Genomic DNA, 22,568 nt, shown 5'->3' on the forward strand with positions numbered 1-22,568 from the left:
CCGAGCCGACCACCCCCGGCACCGAGCCCACGACCCCCGGCACCGAGCCGACCACCCCCGGCACCGAGCCGACCACCGAACAGCCCAAGAAGGGCGAGTGGAAGTACGACGTTAACGGCTGGTGGTACCAGAACGAGGATGGTAAGAGCTACCCGAAGGGTGCCGTCCAGATGATCGACGGCAAGACCTACCGTTTTGACGAGAATGGTTACATGGTCACCGGTTGGTACAACAATGACGGCAAGTGGGAGTACTACCAGCCGTCCGGCGCTCAGGGTACCGGTTGGCAGGCTGTCGGTGGCAAGCTCTACTTCCTCGGTGAAGACGGCACTCTGGCCACCGGCTGGACCAAGCAGGGTGACGACTGGTACCTCCTGAACGAGTCCGGCGCCATGGTCACCGGCTGGACCAAGCAGGGCAACGACTGGTACTACCTTGACAACACTGGCAAGATGACGACCGGCTGGGGCCAGGTCGGCGGCACCTGGTACTACTTCAAGGACAAGGGAGAAATGGCCACCGGCTGGACCAAGATCGGTGACGACTGGTACCTCCTGAATGAGTCCGGCGCCATGGTCACCGGCTGGGTTCAGCTCGGCTCTACTTGGTTCTACCTGCAGTCTTCCGGCAAGATGGTGACGGGTCCCGCCTACATCAACGGCACCTGGTACCAGTTTGCTAGCGACGGTTCGCTGATCTGATCGCTCATCGGTGGATAGCTGTATATCTCAGCGATCACCGAATCACACACAAAGAAAGGCCCGTCTTCGTTCATTACGAAGACGGGCCTTTCTTACTGCACATCTCTTCAGTTCTTGGCGCGACGCGATGCGATGAGCGCACCAATGCCAGCGACCAGGACCGCGACAGCGCCAACCGCAACCCACGTGGCCGTGGTGCCCGTGGAGGCGATGGTCTGCGGACGAGTCTTCGACGGGGTCGAAGGCTGCGACTGGGCAGGTGCCGGAACGACCGGAGCCGTGGTGGTGGGGGTCGACGGGCCAGGTGCCGGAGCGGAAGGCTCAGGCGAGGTCGGGGTCGACGGGCCAGGCACGGGAGCGGAAGGCTCAGGCGAGGTCGGGGTCTCGGGACCCGGTGCCGGAGCGGACGGCTCACCGATCGACGGGTTCGGAATCTCCGCGGCCGTGCAGTTCGTCAGCGCGGCGCGGTACTCCTCGGCTGTCAGGTAACGCTCAGCCTTGTTATCACCCTCAAGGACGGTCACGCCGCCATCCTTCTCAGGACGCACGGAGGTGTCAGCAGCGATCGAGTCAGCAACCTTATCGAGCTGAGCGTCGAGTTCCTCAAGGTCCACAGCAGGCTTATCCTCAGAGACCGAGGCCAGGTAGTCATCGAGGGCCTTCTGAGCAGCATCGACGGCGGCCTGAGCGTCAGCGACGGCCTTATCGGCATCAACCGAGGGCTTATCGTCGACGGGCGCGGGGGTCGCCGGAGCGGGCGCGGGGGTCGCCGGAGCCGCAGCACCATTCTTGGCGGGCAGAGTCGAGGCGTCCACGGGGAGGGCAGAACCTGGGAGCGCGCCAACCATCTTTTCCCAGGAGCTTGCGCGCTGCGCATCGCCGGATCCAGCAAGGCCGGAGACGTAGTTCGTGTTGTCTGTATTGAAGGCCTTGCCGTCGAAGCCATAGGCCGAGGCCGTGTCACCGGTCGTGTGGAAGCGCGACAAGTTCGGCGAACCACCGGTGACACCATAGAACTTCTGCGTGCCGTAGACGCGTGTGCCCTCACTGCCCTTGGCAATGTACACACCGACGCCAACGGTGTTGCTCGCACCGAGCATGTTACGGTCATGCCCCTGAGAGTTCTTCCATTGATCGAAGAGATCAGCAGCAGCCTGCGCAGGAGTCTTCATGCCGCCGCCGGCAGAGAAGTTCTCAAGGTGATTGTAGGCGATATTTTCAGCAGCAGACATGGTATCTGCTCCGTCGAGAGCCCCCTGCCCCATGTTCTTGTAGGACTGATCATGCTCGAAAGAATCGGTATCGGACATGTGCTTGCTCCACGAGCGAGCATCGCCAGTAACGGTGTCCGACACGACCAACTCGGGCAGACCAGCGTTGGCGCGGTAGGCATTCATCTTCTGAACGATGAGGGCCTCAATGATCTTGGCCTGGGTCTCGTAATCGACCTTGGACCAATCAACCCAGTCAAGACCGCGGTCAACGTTGGAATCCGCAGCGGGGGCATCGCCCGCTGCGGGAGCATCGCCGACAGAGGGGTTGGGCTTCTCGGCATCCTGCTTGGCGGCCTCCAGGGCGGCCTGAGCGTCGGCGAGGTCCTTACGAAGCTGAGCCTCACGCTCAGGGTCGGCCTTGTTACCGGCCGACTTGCCCGCGGCCGCGTCGGCGTACTGGGCGAGCAGCGGGTTGTACTCAGCAGTGATGCGAGCGTCTGCGCCAGTGAGGGACGCGCAGAAGGGATCCTCGGTGGCATGGTTTCCCTCGGCCAGCGAGGGGATTACAACGAGGGATGCCGCGATCGTGGTGGCGGTGAGCACCACCGTGGTGTGAGTGCGGGTGAGTTGGAACGACATTAACTATCGGCCTAACACTATGGAACAGAGACAGGTAAATCTTTCCATGCGGTTTACGAGATTTCAAACTTTTTCGAGTAATTGATTACACGTAATTCTCTGGAATTGCAACGTTTTCTCGGTTTCACAGATTTTGAACATCCCACATGTCGATACCAAAAAGTTATATTAACCGCCTAGTGACTTACCGCTTAGCAAGTTAGATACTGACCTTCTGCACGATTTATACGTAACAACACCTGTGCCGCCACGAGGCAGACGACACTCCCCCACTCACCTCACCCAATAATGCTTGAAGCCATCAGCGCGCACATAGACCCACCTAGCGAAAGCTGGACAACGCTGCCCATGAACCAGCAGATAGGTCCAGCTGAGCACAGATGGGTCATTAGCAGCACCAATAGGAGCACTCACCGCTTCGAATCCACCACAGCCCCTCGCCCCCACACTCACGCGATGCACCCCGCAACGTCAAGGCACACTGGCAGCAGCACACACAACAACGGCGAGAGGCAGGCCAACATCGACCAGCACCCCACAGACCCCGAAGAAATTCAGAAGCGCAGCAGCGAGCAAGCCAGAGAAAAGAAAGCGACCACAAGGCTCTCGGAGCAATAAAAAACCGACACTCACAAGCTGAGTGTCGGTTATTTCGGTGGAGCTAGGGGGATTCGAACCCCCGACCTCTTCCATGCCATGGAAGCGCGCTACCAACTGCGCCATAGCCCCTTTATTTAGTTCGTCACCCCCGGCGACCTGATAAATAATAGCCCTCTTTTCGCGAGGCGCGCAAATCGAAACCAAGTGTCGCTAATCACACCATCATGAAATTGTTGAAATGCTAGGCAAACGAGGCCCCCGGAGGCGTGTTACGCCCCCAGGATATCCTCGCGAGCCCCGATGTTGTGCGATGCCAGGCGCCATCCGGTGCGCGCTGCGCTCTTCGCGGTTGAGACACCAACGGGCACCAGTTCCGACCAGTGGCAGTTATCGACGCCGCGCAGGCCATTGAAGTCCGCGGGATCGAGCCCCAGCAGGGAGACGATGCCCCGCGCGATAGCGGAGCCGTGCGAGACGATGATGAGAGACTGATCCGACCGGCACGCGGCCGCGGCCTCGAGGACGGCGTCGCGGAATCGCTCCCCCACGATCTCGGAGCGCTCAACCTCGGCACACCCACATTCACCGGTGTCTCGATACTCGGAGTAGGCCTCGGGTTGCTCGCGGGCGATCTCCTCGTAGGTCTTCCCCTCGAAGGTGCCGTAGAAGCGCTCCGTGAGCCTCTCATCGCTGACCGGACCCTCACAGGGATAGCCGGCGATGTCGAACACGCGCGCGAGGATACGGGCCGTGTCGAGCGCACGCACCAGCGGAGAGCACACGATGCGTACTCCCCCGTCGTCATAGCTGCGCGAGGTCTCGGCGGCGACCATACCGACCTCGGCGCTCGGTTCGCACAGGCGCGACACGAGCACACCTGCGGCACCGGCTGCCTGGGAGCGTCCCGAGTCATTCAGGGGTTCGTCGATACGCCCCTGAAAGCGGCGCGCCAGGTTGAAGTCCGTCTGGCCGTGGCGCAGCAGGACGATACGCGACGCGCTCACTGCGCGGACTCCGCGCCATGGGTCGCGGCACGCTCAGCTGCGGCTGCGCGGGCCTCCTCCGTATCCACGTCGATGGGCACGGCCGGGCAGTCACCCCACAGGCGCTCGAGCGCGTAGTACTCGCGCTCCTCCTCGGAGAGAACGTGCACGAGCATATCCGAGTAGTCGAGGAGCACCCAGGTGCCCTCCGCGCGCCCCTCGATGTGGGCGGGACGGCGATGCTGCTCGGCCCAGATGCGGTCCATGATGTCCTCGGCGATGGCGCGCACCTGACGGTCCGTCGGGGCAGAGACAACCACGAAGGCATCCGCCAGGGCGAGTTTGCTGGTCACGTCAACGAGCACCGGGTTGATGCCGCCGCGGTCGTGTGCGGCGCGAGCAACCAGGCTCGCCAGTTCTGCGGTAGCGTCGGGAAGGCTCACGTTTCTCCTTGAGTTAGAACCGGTACAGGCCGTATTTGTTGATGTATTGGACGACGCCGTCGGGCACCAGGTACCAGACCGGTTTGCCCTCTTCGACGCGCGTGCGGCAGTCCGTCGACGAGATCGCCATGGCGGGCACCTCCAGCAGCGACACGGACTCGTGCGGCAGGCCGGGGTCCGACAGGTTATGCCCGGGACGCGTCACGCCGATGAAGTGTGCCTGCTCAAAGAGCTTGTCGGCATCCTTCCACTGCGCGATCTGCGCCAGCGCGTCGGCACCCGTAATGAAGTAGAAATCCGAATCCGGGTACTCGCGCGACAGGTCCGCCAGCGTGTCGATCGTGTACGTCGTGCCCCCGCGGTCGATATCGACGCGCGAGACTGCGAAACGTGGGTTCGAGGCGGTCGCGATGACCGTCATGAGGTAGCGGTGCTCGGCTGAGGTGACACGCCGCCCCGCTTTGAAGGGCTGCATAGCGGCGGGTACGAACACAACCTGGTCGAGTCCGAATACGTCCATGACCTCGGAGGCGGCGACGAGGTGTCCGTGGTGGATCGGATCGAAGGTGCCGCCCATGATGCCGATTGCCCGCCTCCTGCGCAGGGCGCGCGGAGGATGCTGGGGCAGCGCGGGGGCGGCTGTCACGCCCGCGGTGGCCTCCGTGGTCTTTTCGATCGCCTCCCCGTCCGAGGCCGGGCCTGCTTCCTTGTCCTGCGTGCTCACGGGCGGATGGTTCCTTCTCCCTCGTAGATCCAGGTGGTCGTCGTCAGCTCCGTCAGCCCCATGGGGCCGCGCGCGTGGAGCTTCTGAGTGGAGATGCCGACCTCGGCTCCCAGCCCCAGCTGGCCGCCGTCGGTGAAACGCGTCGAGGCGTTGATCGCGATCGCGGCGGCGTCCACCCCGGCGCGGAAAGCGCGAATAGCGGCGACATCGGATGCGACAATGCCCTCGGTGTGGCCGGTCGAGTAGCGGCGGATGTGCTCGGTCGCTTCCTCCACGCTGCCGACGACACGCACCGCGAGGTCCATCGACAAGTACTCGGTCGACCAATCGGCCTCGGTGGCATCCACGATCATGTCGGCGTCGATGGAGGGCTGGTCGTCCACGATGGCGCGAGTGGCACCGTCAGCGTGGATGGTCACGCCCGCGGTCGTCAGGCGAGTGATGGCGGCGACCAGGAAGCGGGCGGCGACGTCGGCGTGAACCAGAAGGGTCTCTGCCGCGTTGCACACGCCCACGCGCTGCGTCTTGGCGTTCATGATGATGGCTTCCGCTGCCTCAAGGTCGGCGGAGGCGTCGACGTACAGGTGGCAGTTGCCGGTGCCCGTCTCGATAACGGGTACGCGTGACTCCTCGACGACGGCGTTGATGAGGCCCGCTCCCCCACGCGGGATGAGTGCGTCAATCGCACCGCGCGCACGCATCATGGCGCGTGCACCCGCGCGACCCCACTGGTCGACAGTCTGGATCGCGTCAGCGGGCAGGCCGACGGAGGTCAGTGCGTCGCAGCACACCTCGATGAGAACCCGGTTCGAGGCCTGGGCTGCACTCCCGCCACGCAAGATGACCGCGTTACCAGCCTTGATCGCCAGGGTCGCGGCGTCGATGGTGACGTTCGGGCGGGCCTCGTAGATGATGCCGACGACGCCGAGGGGCACGCGCTCCTGAGTGACGCGCAGGCCGATGTCAGTGCGGGTTCCTCGCACGACCTGGCCGACCGGGTCGGGCAGGGCAACGATCTCGTGAACGGCGTCAGCGATGGATCGGATGCGGTCCTTTGTCAGGGCAAGGCGGTCGAGGAGGCCCTCGCTCATCTGCTCCGCGCGGCCGCGCGCCACGTCCTCGGCGTTGGCGGTCAGGATCTGGTCGGAGCGCTCGATGAGCGCCGTCGCGATCGCTTCAAGCCCGCGGTTCTTCACCTGGGTCGTCGCGTTTGCGAGCACGCGCGCCGCGTCGCGGGCAGCGTCGGTCACCTGGGAAATATCAGCAGCAGTATCCACTCGCACATCATGTCACACGAGTGCGGGGCGGTCCCTGTCAGTCAGCGCTCAGCGCAGAAAATGCGTCACCTAACACCGCCAGGTCGTCGCGGTGAATTGCTGGCCTGGGATGCTCGTATCCTGCCGCCACCAGCCGCTCCATACCCGCGCCGGCGATCTGGCCCAGTGTGTCCGAGTCGTAGCCGGACACGCCGCGCGCGATGAGTCCGGTCGGGCTGGCAACGTCCACAACGTCTCCGGCCTCGAAATGACCGAGCACCGAGTGCACGCCAGCGACCAACAGAGACTTCTTGCCGACCGTGATCGCCTTCGCAGCTCCCTCGTCGACAATGATCTCGCCGCGAGAGGGTGCCACGTGTGCGATCCACAGGCGACGAGAGGCCGGACGCTGGGCCGACGGTTCGAACCAGGTGCCGACGCGGCGGCCTTCCAGGACGGGCCCCAGGTCGTTTGCGCTGGCCAGCTGCACGCCGATGCCGCTGGCCGTCGCCAGCATCGCGGCCTGCACCTTCGTCGCCATGCCGCCCGTGCCAACGCGAGAACCCGCGCCGGTCACGAGCACACTCATGAGGTCGTCCGCGCTGGCGACGCGTTCGATCAGCTCCGAACCCGGATGATCCGGAGGAGCCGTATACAGGCCGTCAACGTCCGTCAGCAGCACGAGCGCGTCGGCCTTGATCATCTGGGCGATGAGCGCAGCAAGTCGATCATTGTCGCCGAAACGCAGCTCGCGGGTGGTCACCGCGTCGTTCTCGTTGAGGATTGGCACGACGCCGAGGCCGAGGAGCCGCGAGAGGGCCGCGCGCACGTTCGTGTAGTGGTCGCGGCGCATCACGTCGTCCGTGGTCAGCAGCACCTGGGCGGCGTCGAGGTGATGCGCCTGGAAGGCGGCGGTCCACCTCGCCATCAGGAGTCCCTGGCCCATCGCGGCGGCGGCCTGCACGCTCGGCAGGTCCTTCGGCTTGGCTGAAAAACCGAGCGGATCCAGCCCCGCGGCGACAGCGCCCGAGGAGACAATCACGACCTCGCGGTCGCGCCCGCGCCAGCGGGACACGAGGCGAGCGACGGCGTCAATACGGTTCAGGTCCAGACCACCGTCCTCGCGCGTGAGCGAGGAGGATCCGATCTTGACGACAATGCGAGAAGCCGCGGTCACTCCGCTCATGACTGATCCGATGCATCCGTCCAATGACCGGCCTCACGCTCAGTCCACAGCTGCTCACGGGCCGCGCTCTTGGCATCCATGACCTGGTGGTACACCTCGCGGCGCTCCTTACGGCTCGGGCGGGTGTTCTGATCTAGGCGCAGGTCGGTGCCGCGAGAACCCAGCAGCTCGGGACCGGTCGTCAGGGTCGGCTCCCAGTCAAAGACGACACCTCCATCCAGGTCGCCGATCACGACGGTGTCGCCAGCGACCGCGCCAGCCTTCATCAGCTCGTCCTCGACGCCCGCGGCGTTCAGGCGATCTGCAAGGTACCCCACGGCCTCGTCGTTGGCGAAGTCCGTCTGACGCACCCAGCGCTCGGGCTTGTCGCCGCGCACCTGGAAGACGTCCTCGCCGTCCTTGCGGGTCTTGCGCACCGTGATCTCCACGCTGCGGCCCACGGCCTTCGGGCGAATGACGGGACGGGCGACCTCGAGGGCGGGACGCTTCGCGCGCTCCTCCTCGACGATGCCGGCCAGAACAAAAGACAGCTCCTTGAGGCCCTCGTGGGACACGGCGGAAACCTCGAGGACAGGCCACCCGAAAGACTCGAGGTCCGGGCGCGTGATCTCGGCCAGGTCACGGCCATCTGGGATGTCGATCTTATTCAGAACGATGACGCGGGGGCGCTCCATGATCGGCACGTAGCCCTCGACCTGGGTGAGGTCACCCTGGTACGCCTGCAGTTCGGCCTCGATGATGCGCAGATCCTCCACGGGTTCGCGGTCAGTCTCGAAAGCGGCCGTGTCCAGCACGTGCACGATAACCGCGCAGCGCTCAATGTGACGCAGGAAATCCAGGCCAAGGCCTCGGCCCTGGGAGGCACCAGGAATAAGGCCGGGAACATCAGCGACCGTGTAACGCGTGTCGCCAGCGGAGACAACGCCGAGGTTCGGAACCAGCGTCGTAAACGGATAGTCGGCAATCTTCGGACGAGCCGAACTCATGGCCGCGATCAACGAGGACTTACCCGCCGACGGGAAACCGACGAGAGCCACGTCCGCCACGGACTTCAGCTCCAGGATGACGTCGCGTTCCTCGCCCGGCTCACCCAGGAGCGCGAATCCGGGGGCCTTGCGAGCCTTCGAGGCCAACGCCGCGTTGCCCAGGCCGCCGCGACCGCCCTCAGCGACCACGAAGCGCGCACCAGCGCCCGTCAGGTCGGCCAGCAGCTCGCCCGACATCGACTTCACGACCGTGCCCTCGGGGACCGGCAGGATGATATCCGCACCGGTCTTCCCCTGGCGGAAGTCACCCATGCCCGGCGTTCCGTTGTCTGCGCGGCGGTGCGGGCTGCGGTGGTAGTTCAGCAGCGTGGTCTCCTGCTCACTCACCTCCAGGATGACCGAGCCGCCGTTGCCGCCGTCGCCGCCGTCGGGGCCAGCCAGCGGCTTGAACTTTTCACGCTTAATCGAGGCAACGCCATTACCGCCGTTACCGCCTGCCGCGTGCAGCGTCACGCGATCCACGAAGTCTGCCACTGGTGCTCCTGATGACTGAAAATGAATGTTGAAAAGGGCGCCCGGCAACGCCGGACGCCCTTCATGCGCGCGGTCTCAGGCAGAGACCGGCGAAACGCTGACAACCTTGCGATCACGCTTGCGACCGAACTCGACCGCACCCGCACGCAGGGCGAACAGGGTGTCGTCCTTGCCACGGCCAACGCCGTCGCCAGGGTGGAAGTGGGTGCCGCGCTGACGAACGAGGATCTCACCAGCGTTGACCAGCTGGCCGCCGTAGCGCTTCACGCCGAGGCGCTGCGCGTTGGAGTCGCGGCCGTTACGGGAGGAACCAAGGCCCTTCTTATGTGCCATCAGTTGCTACTTTCTGCTCGTGGGTCCGTCGGATTCAGGCGATCTCGGTGATCTTGACGACCGACATCTTCTGACGGTGTCCCTGGCGCTTGCGGTAGCCCGACTTGTTCTTGTACTTAATGATGGAAATCTTGGGGCCCTTGGCCGAGTCGACAACCTCAGCCTTGACGGAAACCTTGTCCAGCTTGGCTGCGTCAACAGTGATGGCGTCGCCATCCACCAGCATCAGCGGCTGGAGCTCGATGCTCGAACCGATTTCTTCTGCCAGCTTGTCGACGACGACGACGTCACCGACGGACACCTTTTCCTGCCGGCCGCCAGCCTTGACGATCGCGTAGACCACGTTGGAGCTCATCTCTTCTCGTATTCCTAACCGGAATCTCGCCTCGAAACTGCCGAGGGCTTGTCTGTTTTCACGATTCCGTTGGCGCTTGTTGCGCCGACGATCAAATTTAGCCGATTGACACGCCCGAGTGCAACCCGGCATGGCCACCGGCCAGGTGGAATAGCTGTGCGATTCCACACCTCGAGGCGACGGGAGAACCCACAGGGCCCTCCCGTCGACGCTCATCGATTAGCCCGCATCCACGATTCCCGTGGACACGACGCGGCGGCGACGCTTGGCGCGCGGCTGCTCAGACGCCTCGGGGAGCAGGATGTCGTCGGTCGAGCGCGTCGGCGCGGCGGGTTCGGCGGCCTCGGCGCGGGCGGGCAGCTCAATGACGAGGGGGGCTGGTGCAGCGTCGGGTTCAATGACCCCCGAGGACGCGACGGCGCGGCGCTTGCGGGTTTTACGCGGCGCGGGCGCCTGGGCGTCCTGCTCAGCGGCTGCCTCGACGAGCGCGTGAGATGCCGAAGCCTCGGGGGTACGTGCCTCGGCAGGCAGCGTGGGTGACACCTCGGGAGCAGGGGCCGCGGCAGGCTCAGCGGACGAGGCCGTGGCCACCTTACGGGAGGCGCGACGGCGGGTGGTCGGCGCTTTCTCATGCTGCTCGGGCAGCTGGATATCGGAGGCATCCTTGAGGGGCACCGCGGGCTTATCGGAGGTCTCAACGGGGTCGGGCAGGTCGATGTAGATCGGCAGCTCGGGCACGGGCGTGGTTTCCGCGACGCGGCGACGGCGGCGGGGACGCTTGGTCCCACTGTCCTCGGCGGCCGCCGTGACGGAGGCTGCGGGAACCTCAACCGTCGGCGCGTCGGCCGCAGACTCCTCGTCCGCAGACTCGGACACGGCACCACTGTCCTGAGCAGGCACAGCAGACTCGGCGCTCGCGCCGCGCGGGCGGTGCTTCTTGACGGGCGTCTTCTCGTGCTCAGCCGATGCCTCGTCACCCTTGTGCACCGATGCCTCGTCATCCTTGCGCGTCGACGCGGCAGCGATCGCGCTCAGCGCTTCCTTGGCGCGCTCATGCTCGGCGTTATCCTCGATGCGGCGTGCCTCGGCCTTCTTCTGCTGCTTTTTCGACGCCTTGGAGGACTTCGGGGAGTTGTCGGCCCCGGAGGTCTCCACCGGGTGGTGGTGAACGATGAAGCCGCGGCCCTCGCAGGCCTCACATGAGGAGGAGAACGCCTCAACGAGGCCCTCGCCCACGCGCTTGCGGGTCATCTGCACCAGGCCCAGCGATGTGATCTCAGTGACCTGGTGGCGCGTACGGTCGCGTCCCAGGCACTCGACCAAGCGACGCAGCACGAGGTCCCGGTTGGATTCCAGCACCATATCAACGAAGTCGATGATGACGATGCCGCCGATGTCGCGCAGGCGCAGCTGGCGGACGATCTCTTCGGCCGCCTCGAGATTGTTGCGAGTAACCGTCTCCTCCAGCGTGCCGCCGGCACCGATGAACTTACCGGTGTTGACATCGATGACGGTCATCGCCTCGGTGCGGTCAATGATGAGGGTGCCTCCCGAGGGCAGCCAGACCTTCCGATCCATACCCTTCGCCAGCTGCTCGTCAATGCGGTGCGCGTGGAAGACATCCTCCGTGCCCACCCACTGCTCGACGCGGTCGGACAGCTCGGGGCTGAGCTCGTCCACGTACTCCTTGACGGTCGCGTAAGTGTCGCGACCCTCAATGATGAGCTTCGAGAAGTCCTCATTGAAGATGTCGCGCACGACACGCACGGCCAGCTCGGGTTCGCCGCGCAGCAGCGTCGGGGCGCTCTTCGTGTTGGTGCGCTTCTTCTCGATGTCCTCCCACTGACGGGTCAGACGAGCGACGTCGTCGCGGATCTGTTCCTCCGTCGCGCCTTCGGCGGCGGTGCGCACGATGACACCCGAACCCGAGGGCACGACGGCCTTGAGGATCTTCTTCAGGCGAGCACGCTCCTTATCCGGGAGCTTGCGGGAAATACCCATCATGGAGCCGCCGGGAATCAGGACCAGGTAGCGGCCAGCCAACGTAATCTGCGAGGTCAGGCGCGCACCCTTGTGTCCGATCGGATCCTTCGTCACCTGGACAAGGACGGGGTCACCAGACTTGAGCGCGGACTCGATGCGGCGGGGCTTACCCTCCAAGCCGACGGCGTCCCAGTTCACCTCGCCGGCGTACAAGACGGCGTTACGTCCGCGGCCCACGTCGACGAACGCGGCCTCCATCGAGGGCAGCACGTTCTGGACGCGGCCCAAATAGATATTGCCAACCATCGAGGACTGTGTGCGGCGAGCGACGTAGTGCTCGACGAGCAGACCGTCTTCGAGGATCGCGATCTGATCGAGGCCATCCTGGTCTCGGATGACCATCGTGCGCTCGACGGACTCGCGGCGCGCCAGGAACTCAGACTCAGAGATCGAGTGGCGGCGGCGCCCCTCTCGACGTCCTTCGCGGCGGCGCATCTTCTTGGCCTCCAGGCGCGTGGACCCCTTGAGGGCCTGCACCTGGTCCGCGGGATCGCCGCCCTCGTCGGAGGAGGCGGTGCTGCGCGCGCGACGACGACGGCGACGACGGCTCGAGGACTCTTCCTCGTCGCCGCCCTCGGGTTCACCGGAGGGCGCATCGGACTGCTCAGCACTCTCCTCGGTCGCTGCCGAAGCCTCGTCCGACTTCTTGGAGCGGCGGCGACGGCGGGCCTTGGGTTCCGAGGGAGTCTCCTCAGCATCCACGCTCGGCGTGCTGTCCTCGTCGAGGGCCGAGGCCTCGTCGACGGACTTCTTGGAACGACGGCGACGCTTGCGTGCCGTCTCCTCCTGCGAGGCACTGGCCTCGTCGTCGGAGGAGGCGCGGCGACGCTTCGGCTTCGTCTCAGGTTCCTCAAAGGCGGCAGGCGAGGCCATCTCGGGCGCGGCCTGGAAGACGGGGGCCTGGAAGAGTAGCGACGCGGCGGGAGCCACGGGCGCATTCGATTCGGTTGTCACAATTCTCCAATGGTGGGGCGCGCGCCCCATGCCAGGACGCGCCCGTTGTATCGCCCGCGAGGGGCGGAAACCTAGTGGAGCGCTGGTGCGCAGGTGCCGGCGGCTCATCGATAGGGTCATCGCTCGGCGCTCGTCGCGGGGGCATGCCCGCGACATCCATTCACCTCAATTGTCGCACAACACGGACCTCCATCAACCGATGGGAGATACGTTCAACCTCACACACCCACAATCTCAGGGAACAATCCCTTCAAAACAATCGGACACATATGTCACAAAACAGTCACATAACCGGCATTTCAGGCTTTCCACCTCTGTCTTTTGAGCTACATTAAAACCAGCCCGTGACGTAGGTCCTACGGCCTTCGCTGCGGGGCATACTCGATCCCCGATCCCTACACGGGAAGGTCCCATCATGACCCTCGCGCAAACAGCGCTCGACGCGGTCACGGTCGGACGGTGGCAGTTCGGTATCACGACCGTCTACCACTTCGTCCTCGTACCGCTGACGATCGGCCTGTCCCTGCTGGTCGCGATCATGCAGACCGCATGGCACCGCACCGGCAAGGAGTACTGGCTGCAAGCTACCCGCTTCTTCGGCAAGCTCCTTCTTATTAACTTCGCTCTCGGCGTCGCCACTGGCATTGTCCAGGAGTTCCAGTTCGGTATGAACTGGTCCGAGTACTCCCGCTTCGTCGGCGACATTTTCGGCGCTCCCCTGGCCGTCGAGGCCCTCCTGGCCTTCTTCCTCGAGTCCACCTTCCTGGGCTTGTGGATCTTCGGCTGGGGCCGTCTGTCCAAGGGCATCCACCTGGCGACCATTTGGTGCGTCGCTATCGGCACGATGCTCTCCGCCGCCTGGATCCTCGCAGCCAACGCATGGATGCAGCACCCCGTGGGCGCCCGCTTCAACCCCGAGACGGGCCGCGCCGAGCTCGACGGTGTCGGCGGCTTCCTGAAGCTCATCACTTCTGGCGTCTACCTATCCGAGTACTCCCACGTCATCACCTCCGCGTGGCTGGTCGCCGGTTCCTTCGTGGCTGGCATCGCCATCTGGTGGATGGTCCGCGCGTCCCGCGAGGGCAGTGACGAGGCCGTGGCTCAGGCACGCGACGTGTGGCGTCCCATCGCCCGCTTCGGCTTGATCGTCGTCCTCATCGGCGGCCTCGGCACCGCCCTGAGCGGCCACATCCAGGGCCAGGAGATGGTTAAAGTGCAACCCATGAAGATGGCTGCCGCCGAAGGTATCTGCGTCGACACCGACGGCGCCGCCTTCACGGTCGCGCAGTTCGGCTCCTGCCCGCTGGGTACCGACGGCACTCAGCCGACCCAGTTCATCAAGGTTCCCGGCGTCGCCTCCTTCATGTCACATAACTCCTTCACCGCCACCTCCGAGGGCGTCGCGGATATCCAGGAGCGCATGGTGACACTGCTCAACTCGGATCAGAATTTCACCGCCAAGTACGGTGACGCCTCTCAGTTCGACTTCCGTCCCCCGCAGATGGTGGCCTTCTGGTCCTTCCGATTCATGATCGGCCTGGGCATGGTGGCCTTCCTGCTGGCTGCCTGGGGCCTGTGGGCCACCCGCGGCGGCAAGGCCTCCTCCAACAAGTTGCTGAGCCTCCTCGCCCTCGTCAACCTCCCCCTCCCCTTCCTGGCAGCTTCCTTCGGCTGGATCTTCACAGAGATGGGTCGTCAGCCGTGGGTTGTCGTTCCGAACCTGGATGCCCTGTCCATGGGTTCCGACCTCGGATCGGTCAACATGCTGACGGAAATCGGCATCTCCCCTAACGTCCCCGCAGGACAGGTGCTGGTGACGCTGATCCTCTTCACCCTCCTGTACGGCGTGCTGGGCGTCATGTGGTTCGTCCTCATGAAGCGCTACGCGCTTGAGGGCATCCACTCCTCCAAGGCCGACAAGGCCGCGGATGAGGCTCCGACCGACCTGTCCTTCGGATACTGAGAAAGGAACAACGATCATGACTCTGTCAATCCTGTGGTTCATTCTCGTCGCCGTTCTGTGGACGGTCTACCTGATCCTCGAGGGCTTCGACTTCGGCGTCGGTATGCTCCTCCCCTTCGTCGCCAAGGGCGACCGTGAGCGCACTCAGGCAGTGCGCACCATCGGCCCCCACTGGGACGGTAACGAGGTCTGGCTGCTCACTGCGGGCGGCGCAACCTTCGCTGCGTTCCCCGAGTGGTACGCGACCATGTTCTCCGGCATGTACCTGGCCCTCTTCCTCGTCCTGACGGCCCTGATTGTGCGCGTCATGGCACTCGAGTGGCGCTCGAAGGTCGCCACCGAGAAGTGGCGCTTCACCTGGGACTGGGCGCACACGATCTCCGCGTGGCTCGTCCCGCTGCTGCTGGGTGTGGCCTTCGCGAACTTCGTGCAGGGCATGAAGATTGAGGTCATCGATGTCGCTACCGGCACCGTCGTTGACCCGACGCTGGTTGACCAGTCGCTGTCCAGCGCCACCCACCAGCTCACCGGCGGCTTCTTCTCGCTGCTGACCCCGTTCACGATCCTGGGCGGCCTGGCCGTCCTGGCCGTCTGCCTGGCTCACGGTGCCCAGTTCCTGGCGCTGAAGACCACGGGTGACGTGCGCGACCGCGCCAACGCGATTGCCGCTCCGGCTTCTATCGCCGCGACCGTGTTCGCCGCCGCTTGGCTGATGTGGGGCCAGTTCTCCTACACGACGAATGTCCTGGCGTGGATCCCGCTCGTGGTGGCCGCCCTGGCGATCATCGCCTCGACCGTCCTGTCGCAGGCGACGCTGCGCCGTGAGGGCCTGTCCTTCGTGGCCTCCTCCGTGGCGATTGCCGGCACGGTGGCGTGGGTCTTCGCTTCGATGGCTCCCGCCGTCCAGAAGTCCTCGATCAACCCGGCGTACTCGCTGACGATCGATCAGGCTTCGTCGACGACCGCGACGCTCACCGTCATGACGATCGTGACCGTCTGCCTGCTCCCCATCGTCCTGGCGTACGTCATCTGGTCCTACTGGACCTTCCATTCCCGCGTGGGCACGGAGGACGTCACCACCAAGACGGGTCTCCTCATGAAGAAGATCCGCCTGGGCGAGAACTTCCTCGCCGGCTGATTCATCCGGCTCACTGCGCCCGGTCCTTCGATGAGGGGCCGGGCGCAGTCGTATGCGCAACACAGACGAGGCCGGGGACTTTCGACCCATGACGTGGCCTTTTGGGGCACAATAGTACCCGTGCGTCCCTTTGATCCCCGCTTGTTGCGTTACGCCCGTTCGGCCCGCGTTCCCATCGCCCTGACCGCCTTGCTGGGCACCATCACGGCGCTGTTGGTACTGGCCCAGGCGTTGCTCATTTCCGCGGCTTTGTCTCCCATCGTCTCGGGAACGGCGACGCTGGGAGACGTTATTCCTTTTATCGTGGGCATCGCTGCTGTCTTCGCCTGCCGCGCCGTGATCGTTGCGGCGCGCGAAGCCATCGCTGCGCGAGCCGCCACCGAGGCCGTGACCGAGCTGCGCGGGCGCGTCATCGATGCCGCCATCGCGCTGGGTCCGCGCTGGCGAGCCATGAACGGAGCCGAGACCGCGACGCTGCTGTCGACCGGCCTGGAGGATCTGCGCCCCTACTTCGTTTCCTTCCTGCCCCAGCTGGTCCTCGTCTCGACGGTGACACCCGCCGCTCTGGGCGTGATCCTTCTCCTCGACTTCTGGTCGGCTCTCATCGCTCTCCTGGTCGTCCCCCTCATCCCGATCTTCATGATCCTCATCGGTCGATTCACGCAGGCCGCCTCCCAAGACAAACTGGATTCCATGAAGCGCCTGACCGCCCAGCTCCTGGACCTCATGTCGGGCCTACCAACGCTGCGAGCCCTCGGTCGTGAGAAGGGTCCGCGCGCCCACCTGCGCACACTCGGCGACGCGAACACACAAGCAACCATGTCGACCCTGCGCGTCGCTTTCCTTTCCGGTGGTGTCCTGGAGTTCCTGACGACCCTGTCGGTGGCCCTCGTGGCTGTCGAAGTTGGCATGCGCCTCGTGTTCGGCAATATTTCTCTCTTCCATGGCTTAGCCGTCATCATGCTGGCCCCCGAAGTCTTCGAACCCCTGCGTCAGGTCGGCGCTCAGTTCCACGCGTCGGCCAACGGCGTGACTGCCTCGCGAGCAGCCTTCGGCATCATCGAGGCGGCCGACGACGTGGCACGCCCCGGCTCCATACTCTGTCCAGATATGAACAGCACTGACATCGTCATCGACGGTGTCGGCGTGCGTGCACGGGGAGCCTGGGGTCCTGCTCCCACCGACGGGGTCATTCGCCCGGGCACGGTCACGGCCTTCGCGGGTCCCTCGGGTGCCGGCAAGTCGACGCTCGTCGCCTGCCTCCTGGCCGACATCACGCCCGACGTCGGCCAGATCCGCCTGCGCGCCCAGACCTCGTCCGAGGAGGGGCTCCCTCTGGCAGACGTGGATCCCGATTCCTGGCGCTCCGCGCTCTCGTGGGTCCCCCAGTCTCCCACACTGGTCCCGGGATCGATTCTGGACAACATGGGTGGCCTGCCTCTGGCTGACCTAGAGCAGGCAGCCCAGGCGACCGGCTTTGATGCGGTCCTGGACACCACCCCCGACGGCTGGAACAGCGTGATTGGCGTCGGCGGCGTCGGCCTGTCCGTCGGTCAACGCCAGCGCCTGGCGCTCACCCGCGCCCTCGCCGCCCACTCACAGATCGTCATCCTGGACGAGCCGACCGCCCACCTGGACGCCGTCAGCGAAAAGACCGTCGTGCGCGCCATTACCACCATGCGCGACGAAGGCCGCACGGTCATCGTCATCGCGCACCGCAATGCCATCATCGAGGTCGCCGACGCAATCATCGACGTCGTGTCCGCCGACGAGGAGGCACTGGCATGAGGCTCTTTCTGACCCGCTCCGAATCCGCTGCACTGCGCCGGTGCATCTCGATGCTGAACGTGTCGCGCTCGTGCTTCGCATTGGCCCTTCTGCTGGGTATCACCGCCCTCGGCTCAGCCATCGCCCTGGGCGGCACAGCCGCGTGGCTCATCGCGCGCGCCTCCCAGCAGCCGCCCGTCCTCTACTTGACGGTCGCGGCCACATCCGTGCGTCTCTTCGGTGTCTCGCGCGCACTCGCACGCTACCTGTCGCGCCTGGCCTCACACAAGGTCGCGTTGGCGGGCATGGATGCGCTGCGCGGCAACCTCTACGACCGTCTGTGCGAGGAACCCGCCGCATCCCTGACGAGCCTGCGCCGCGGCGACCTCATGACCCGAGCTGGCTCTGACGTCGACGAGGTCGGCAACGTCGTGGTCAAGACACTGCTGCCCTCCCTCGTCGCCCTCGTCGTTGGCGTGGGAACGGTTGGTGTCATCTCCCTCATTTCGTCGGCGGCCGGGCTGGTCCTCGCGCTCACCCTCATCGTCTCCGGCATCATTGCGCCCGCTCTCATCGCACGCTCAGTGCGTCTGGCGGAAACTCAGGGGGCGGACGCACGCACCGACATCGCGGCTACGACCCTCGCTATGCTCGAGGGAGCCACCGAGCTTTCCCTCGCAGCCACACTCCCCCACGCGCGTGCTTCCCTTGACGAGGCCGAGGCCATCTTGGCGAGTGCGATCACCCGCTCGGCGAAGCTGTCAGCCCTGGCACGTGCCCTCGACGTGTGCGCGATGGGTGCAGCCGTCATCGGTGCACTCCTCATCGGTATCCCGCAGACCACGTCGGGTGTCCTGGCCCAGGTGTTCCTGGCCGTCATCGTCCTCGTTCCCCTGTCTTCCTTCGAGGGCACCGCCGAGCTGGCCCCCGCCGCCGCGCAACTGGTTCGCAGTGCGCAGGCAGCCGAACGAATCTGCGCGCTCTTGAGCGAGGAGGAACCCGCCCCGACCCACGAGATTCCACAGGGTGAGTCCGTCATCGAAGCGCGCGACTTGGCGATTGGCTGGCCGGGCGGCCCCACCCTGGCCACCGGAATCTCGTTCACACTGCGCCCCGGATCCTCCCTGGCCATCGTCGGAGCGTCCGGCATCGGCAAGACCACGCTGCTGGCAACCCTCACCGGCGTCATCCCTCCGAAGTCGGGCCAGGCACTCATTAACGGCGTTCCCGCCTGGGGAGCGGAGCGCCACCAAGTTGCCGCCCACATCACGATGACAGCCGAAGACGCCCACGTCTTCGCCACGACCATCTTTGAGAACCTGCGCGTCGCGCGCGCTTCCCTGACCCGCGACGAGGCCACCGACCTCCTCGCTCGCGCCGGCCTGAAAGAATGGATTGCTTCCCTGCCCGAGGGGATCGACACCCTCGTCGGCTCAGGTGGCACCACTGTTTCCGGCGGCGAGCGACGCCGTCTTCTCATGGCCCGGGCACTGGCCGCCCCAGCCCCCATTATGGCGATCGACGAGGCTTCGGAACATCTCGACGCGGCCACCGCCGACACACTCATGGATACGCTCCTGGCCCCCTCACCGACACGCGCGACGCTGGTCGTCACGCACCGTCTCAGCGCTCTCGACCAAGCCGACCACGTCCTCGTGCTCGCGGCGACGCAGCCCAGAGCGTGCGCACACGTCACCGCCCAGGGGACCCACAGTGATGTCCTTCGCGCCCTCCCCACTTACCGATGGGCCCTCGATCAGGAGGAACAATGAGTCCCGATCACACCGATTTCACCCTACTCAAGGCCGCGCTGGACCTGACCAGCTCGCTGGACCTCAAGGCAGGCTTGCAGAACTTCGTGAACCAGGCCTGCGCACTGACGTCCTCGCCGCACGCGACGCTCGCCGTGCTCGACACCTGGGGTGCAACAACCATGCAGCTCGAGCACCACGATTCCCGCCCGGTTCCCGCTGTTCCCGACGCGCTGACGACGGCCATCCCCGTGGCTAGCCCACTCCTCGTCAACTCCCCTGCGGACGCGCCCGATCTAAACCTGCCCGCGGATGCTCCGCCGTTCCTGGGCGTGTCGGTCCTGGTGCACGAACAGGTCTATGGGCGCCTCTACCTCACGGGTAAGCCCGGCGGCTATACGCACGAGGACGCAGCCGTCGTCGAAGCTTTGGCACCCGCCGCCGGCATCGCGGTCGAAAATGCGCACCTGTACGCGGATTCGAAGCGCACCGCCCGATGGATCAGTGCCTCGCAGTCCCTCACGACGACGATGCTCGAGGGGGCCGACGAGGAGGAAGCCCTCGAGCTCATCGCCAAGACCGTGCGCGAGGTCTCCCACGCCGACACGGCGATCATCGTTCTACAGTCCGTGGGCGACACATGGGCCGCCGAGATCACCGACGGCAAGAACGCCTCCGCACTGCTGGGCCTGACCTTCCCACCCGAGGGCCGCGCGATGAGCGTCCTGCACGAGGGAACGGGCATGATCGTGGACTCAATGTCGCGCGCCCAGACCCTGCGGGTCCCCCAGCTGGCCGCCTTTGGCTCCGCGCTCTACGCTCCCCTGCGCTCGCGCGGCGTCTCCTCCGGCGTGCTCATCCTCCTGCGACAGATCGGGGCTCCCGAGTTCGATGCCTCCGAGCTCTCCCTCGCCGAATCGCTGGCCTCCCAGGCGACGCTGGCCCTCGAGCTGGCCTCCGCGCGCCACGCCCAGGACGTGGCCGCCCTGCTCGACGAGCGTGATCGCATCGGGCGCGATCTGCACGATTTCGCGATCCAGCAGCTCTTCGCGACCGGTATGGCCCTGGACGCCGCCAAGCAGAAGGTCGCTCAGGGACAGGCTGATCCCGTGGCCATCGAGTCCCTCATCGACGACTCACTGGCGTCCATCGACGAGGCCGTGCGCCAGATCCGCACGATCGTGCACAACCTGCGCGAGCGGGATAAGGCTGTCGGCCTGGTCGAGCGCATCCGCCGCGAGTCCTCCCTGACGCGCTCAGCGCTGGGGTTTGCGCCCTCGTTGCTCATTACGCTCGACGGCGAGGCGATCAACTCTGACCTGGACAATGAACTGGTCGTCATCGACGAGTTCGATGGCCGCGTCGACCCCGATCTATCCGACGATGTCGTCGCCATCGTGCGCGAGGGCCTGTCCAACATTGCCCGCCACGCCCACGCGACGGCGGCGACCGTCAACGTCGACGTATCCGGGCAGGGCAAGTGCGGTCGCGTGCGCATCCTCATCACCGACGACGGCCGGGGCATCGATCCGAATCGCACGCGCAACTCAGGCATAGCGAACATGACCGAGCGCGCCCGTCGCCACCGAGGTAGCTTCGACGCGGGACCCGGCGAGGGCGGGGTTGGCACGCTGCTACGTTGGATCGCGCCCTTGGAGTAGAGCGTTCGTCGCCGCCGCGTAGAACTGGGTGCCGTCAGCGGCCAGCGTCGTTTCCAGCGAGTACGAGGCATCGGGGTCCCTCGACCATCGTGACCTCCGTCCCGTCCTTAGGCATGCGGTACCACTGGATGGTGGCGAGCGTGCGACCGGAGGCGACGACCATGAAGGTCGCGAACTCTCCCTCGGTCGTGGATGTCGAGGCGGGGCCTGGGTTCAGTTACGCCACGCGGCTGCCCTCTGCCCAGCCACCCACGCGGCCACCTGCGTGCGTCGCTGCAAACCCATCTTCGACAGAAGAGAGGTGATGTGATTCTTCACGGTCTTTTCCGCGACGCCGAGCTTCTCTCCGATCTCGCGGTTGGACAGGCCATCGCCGATAAGGTCCAGGACCTTGCGTTCTGACGGCGTCAGGTCGGCGGTCGGGTCCTCGTGATCGACGCGGCGGCGTGTCAGTGTGCGCTCGTCGAGCAGGACGCGGCCGTCCGCGACCGCCTTGATGACGTCGGTGATCTCGGCGCCGCGCACGGTCTTGAGGATGTACGCGCGGGCACCCGCCTCCAGGGACTCAGCCAAGGCCTCGTCGTCGTCAAAGGAAGTCAGGACGACGGGGAGGATCTGCGGGTGGGAGGCGCGCAGACTGTTCATAATGTCGATGCCGGTGCCGTCGGGCAACTGCAGGTCGACGAGGATGACGTCGGGGCGCACGAGGTCGGCGCGACGCACCGCGTCTGCGACCGAACCGGCCTCGGCGACGACCTCCAAAGACTCGTCGCGGTCGACGATTTCGGCGATACCACGCCGGACGATCTCGTGATCGTCGACGATCATAACGCGCGTGCGCGCGGAAGTATTTTCACTCACGAATTCATACTAACTGTTAGGAGGGCGGACGCCCTCGGGTACCTATTCTTCTTCCGGGGACAGCCGATTCATCGCGTCCTGCGCGGCCGCATTCTCCGCGTGCTTCTTCGACGAGGCTTGCCCCGATCCCACCGCGTCGGAGCGCTCGGCGACGAAGGCATGGGCGGTAAACACACGCTGATGATCGGGTCCCTCGCCCTCCACCGCATAGGTGACTTCGCCCAGCCCCTCAGACTGTGAGTACTCCACGAGAAGGGTCTTCCAGTCCTGGTGATGGCCGCGCGAGGGAGCGTCCACCAGTAGGAAACGCAGGCGCTCGAGGACGACTCGACGCGCCTCTTCGAGGCCGCTGGTCAGGTAGGTTGCACCGATGAGCGCCTCGAAGGTGTCAGACAGGATCGAGTCCTTCTCGCGTCCCCCGTGCATGGATTCGCCCTTGCCCAGGAACACGAAGTCGCCCAAGCCGATGCGGCGGG

At 65.3% G+C, this 22,568-nt stretch carries 18 protein-coding genes, 1 tRNA gene and 1 pseudogene; 6 read left to right on the forward strand and 14 right to left on the reverse strand.

All coding sequences use genetic code 11. The features are described from left to right. Positions 1 to 701: pseudogene (locus HMPREF1136_RS09575) on the forward strand (N-acetylmuramoyl-L-alanine amidase family protein); the annotation flags it as partial. A gap of 107 nt (positions 702 to 808) precedes the next feature. On the opposite strand, the gene HMPREF1136_RS09580 reads toward HMPREF1136_RS09575, so the two are convergent. The 11 genes from HMPREF1136_RS09580 to HMPREF1136_RS09630 form a co-directional block, all read right to left on the reverse strand. Continuing rightward, the gene (locus HMPREF1136_RS09580) at positions 809 to 2,554 is read right to left on the reverse strand and encodes a CAP domain-containing protein (RefSeq protein WP_009649154.1); all 1,746 of its coding nucleotides are present in this window, start codon (positions 2,552 to 2,554) and stop codon (positions 809 to 811) included. Between the two features lie 656 nt (positions 2,555 to 3,210). Continuing rightward, a tRNA-Ala gene (locus HMPREF1136_RS09585) sits at positions 3,211 to 3,283 on the reverse strand. 140 nt (positions 3,284 to 3,423) lie between these two features. After that, a complete protein-coding gene (locus HMPREF1136_RS09590; RefSeq protein ID WP_009649158.1) occupies positions 3,424 to 4,158 on the reverse strand; it encodes a histidine phosphatase family protein in 735 nt (244 codons plus the stop codon). Continuing rightward, entirely contained in the window at positions 4,155 to 4,580 is a 426-nt protein-coding gene (gene rsfS, locus HMPREF1136_RS09595; protein WP_009649150.1) for a ribosome silencing factor, read from the reverse strand. Before rsfS ends, HMPREF1136_RS09590 begins: the two co-directional genes overlap by 4 nt. A 13-nt stretch (positions 4,581 to 4,593) precedes the next feature. Continuing rightward, positions 4,594 to 5,304 carry a nicotinate-nucleotide adenylyltransferase gene (gene nadD / locus HMPREF1136_RS09600; protein WP_009649148.1) on the reverse strand — a complete coding sequence of 237 codons (711 nt, stop codon included), beginning with the start codon at positions 5,302 to 5,304 and terminating at the stop codon, positions 4,594 to 4,596. Beyond that, a complete protein-coding gene (locus HMPREF1136_RS09605) occupies positions 5,301 to 6,581 on the reverse strand; it encodes a glutamate-5-semialdehyde dehydrogenase (RefSeq protein ID WP_009649151.1) in 1,281 nt (426 codons plus the stop codon). Before HMPREF1136_RS09605 ends, nadD begins: the two co-directional genes overlap by 4 nt. A gap of 37 nt (positions 6,582 to 6,618) precedes the next feature. Beyond that, positions 6,619 to 7,746 carry a glutamate 5-kinase gene (gene proB / locus HMPREF1136_RS09610; RefSeq protein ID WP_034505731.1) on the reverse strand — a complete coding sequence of 376 codons (1,128 nt, stop codon included), beginning with the start codon at positions 7,744 to 7,746 and terminating at the stop codon, positions 6,619 to 6,621. Continuing rightward, on the reverse strand, positions 7,743 to 9,266 hold the full coding sequence (gene obgE, locus HMPREF1136_RS09615) for a GTPase ObgE (RefSeq protein ID WP_009649160.1): 1,524 nt from the start codon (positions 9,264 to 9,266) through the stop codon (positions 7,743 to 7,745). The genes proB and obgE overlap by 4 nt, the downstream gene beginning before the upstream one ends. A gap of 75 nt (positions 9,267 to 9,341) precedes the next feature. Further along, positions 9,342 to 9,599: a 50S ribosomal protein L27 gene (rpmA, locus tag HMPREF1136_RS09620; protein WP_003792637.1), complete on the reverse strand. Its 258-nt coding sequence runs from the start codon at positions 9,597 to 9,599 to the stop codon at positions 9,342 to 9,344. A 34-nt stretch (positions 9,600 to 9,633) separates the two neighbouring features. Beyond that, positions 9,634 to 9,954, reverse strand: a complete 321-nt coding sequence (rplU, locus tag HMPREF1136_RS09625; RefSeq protein WP_021610652.1) for a 50S ribosomal protein L21 — start codon at positions 9,952 to 9,954, stop codon at positions 9,634 to 9,636. A 219-nt stretch (positions 9,955 to 10,173) separates the two neighbouring features. After that, positions 10,174 to 12,951: an Rne/Rng family ribonuclease gene (locus HMPREF1136_RS09630; RefSeq protein ID WP_009649153.1), complete on the reverse strand. Its 2,778-nt coding sequence runs from the start codon at positions 12,949 to 12,951 to the stop codon at positions 10,174 to 10,176. Positions 12,952 to 13,366: 415 nt separating this feature from the next. Between HMPREF1136_RS09630 and HMPREF1136_RS09635 the strand changes: the two genes are divergently transcribed. The 5 genes from HMPREF1136_RS09635 (at position 13,367) to HMPREF1136_RS09655 (ending at position 21,231) form a co-directional block, all read left to right on the forward strand. Further along, positions 13,367 to 14,914 carry a cytochrome ubiquinol oxidase subunit I gene (locus tag HMPREF1136_RS09635; RefSeq protein ID WP_009649145.1) on the forward strand — a complete coding sequence of 516 codons (1,548 nt, stop codon included), beginning with the start codon at positions 13,367 to 13,369 and terminating at the stop codon, positions 14,912 to 14,914. Positions 14,915 to 14,930: 16 nt separating this feature from the next. Next, positions 14,931 to 16,052: a cytochrome d ubiquinol oxidase subunit II gene (cydB, locus tag HMPREF1136_RS09640; protein ID WP_009649159.1), complete on the forward strand. Its 1,122-nt coding sequence runs from the start codon at positions 14,931 to 14,933 to the stop codon at positions 16,050 to 16,052. Positions 16,053 to 16,172: 120 nt separating this feature from the next. After that, complete coding sequence (gene cydD, locus HMPREF1136_RS09645) at positions 16,173 to 17,840, forward strand: thiol reductant ABC exporter subunit CydD (protein ID WP_034505738.1); 1,668 nt, start codon at positions 16,173 to 16,175, stop codon at positions 17,838 to 17,840. Continuing rightward, on the forward strand, positions 17,837 to 19,591 hold the full coding sequence (gene cydC / locus HMPREF1136_RS09650; protein WP_009649147.1) for a thiol reductant ABC exporter subunit CydC: 1,755 nt from the start codon (positions 17,837 to 17,839) through the stop codon (positions 19,589 to 19,591). The genes cydD and cydC overlap by 4 nt, the downstream gene beginning before the upstream one ends. Next, complete coding sequence (locus HMPREF1136_RS09655; protein WP_009649155.1) at positions 19,588 to 21,231, forward strand: sensor histidine kinase; 1,644 nt, start codon at positions 19,588 to 19,590, stop codon at positions 21,229 to 21,231. Before cydC ends, HMPREF1136_RS09655 begins: the two co-directional genes overlap by 4 nt. A 34-nt stretch (positions 21,232 to 21,265) precedes the next feature. Here the strand turns inward: HMPREF1136_RS09655 and HMPREF1136_RS11410 are convergent, their stop codons facing one another. The 3 genes from HMPREF1136_RS11410 to HMPREF1136_RS09665 form a co-directional block, all read right to left on the reverse strand. Further along, the gene (locus tag HMPREF1136_RS11410; RefSeq protein ID WP_009649144.1) at positions 21,266 to 21,394 is read right to left on the reverse strand and encodes a hypothetical protein; all 129 of its coding nucleotides are present in this window, start codon (positions 21,392 to 21,394) and stop codon (positions 21,266 to 21,268) included. 50 nt (positions 21,395 to 21,444) lie between these two features. Next, positions 21,445 to 22,059, reverse strand: coding sequence for a response regulator (locus HMPREF1136_RS09660; protein ID WP_034505741.1), 615 nt, complete (start codon positions 22,057 to 22,059; stop codon positions 21,445 to 21,447). Positions 22,060 to 22,134: 75 nt separating this feature from the next. After that, a partial coding sequence (locus HMPREF1136_RS09665; RefSeq protein ID WP_009649156.1) for a ribonuclease III family protein occupies positions 22,135 to 22,568 on the reverse strand: 434 nt, incomplete at its 5' end.

It is taken from the genome of Actinomyces sp. ICM47, assembly GCF_000278725.1.
In the GTDB taxonomy this organism is placed as follows: domain Bacteria; phylum Actinomycetota; class Actinomycetes; order Actinomycetales; family Actinomycetaceae; genus Pauljensenia.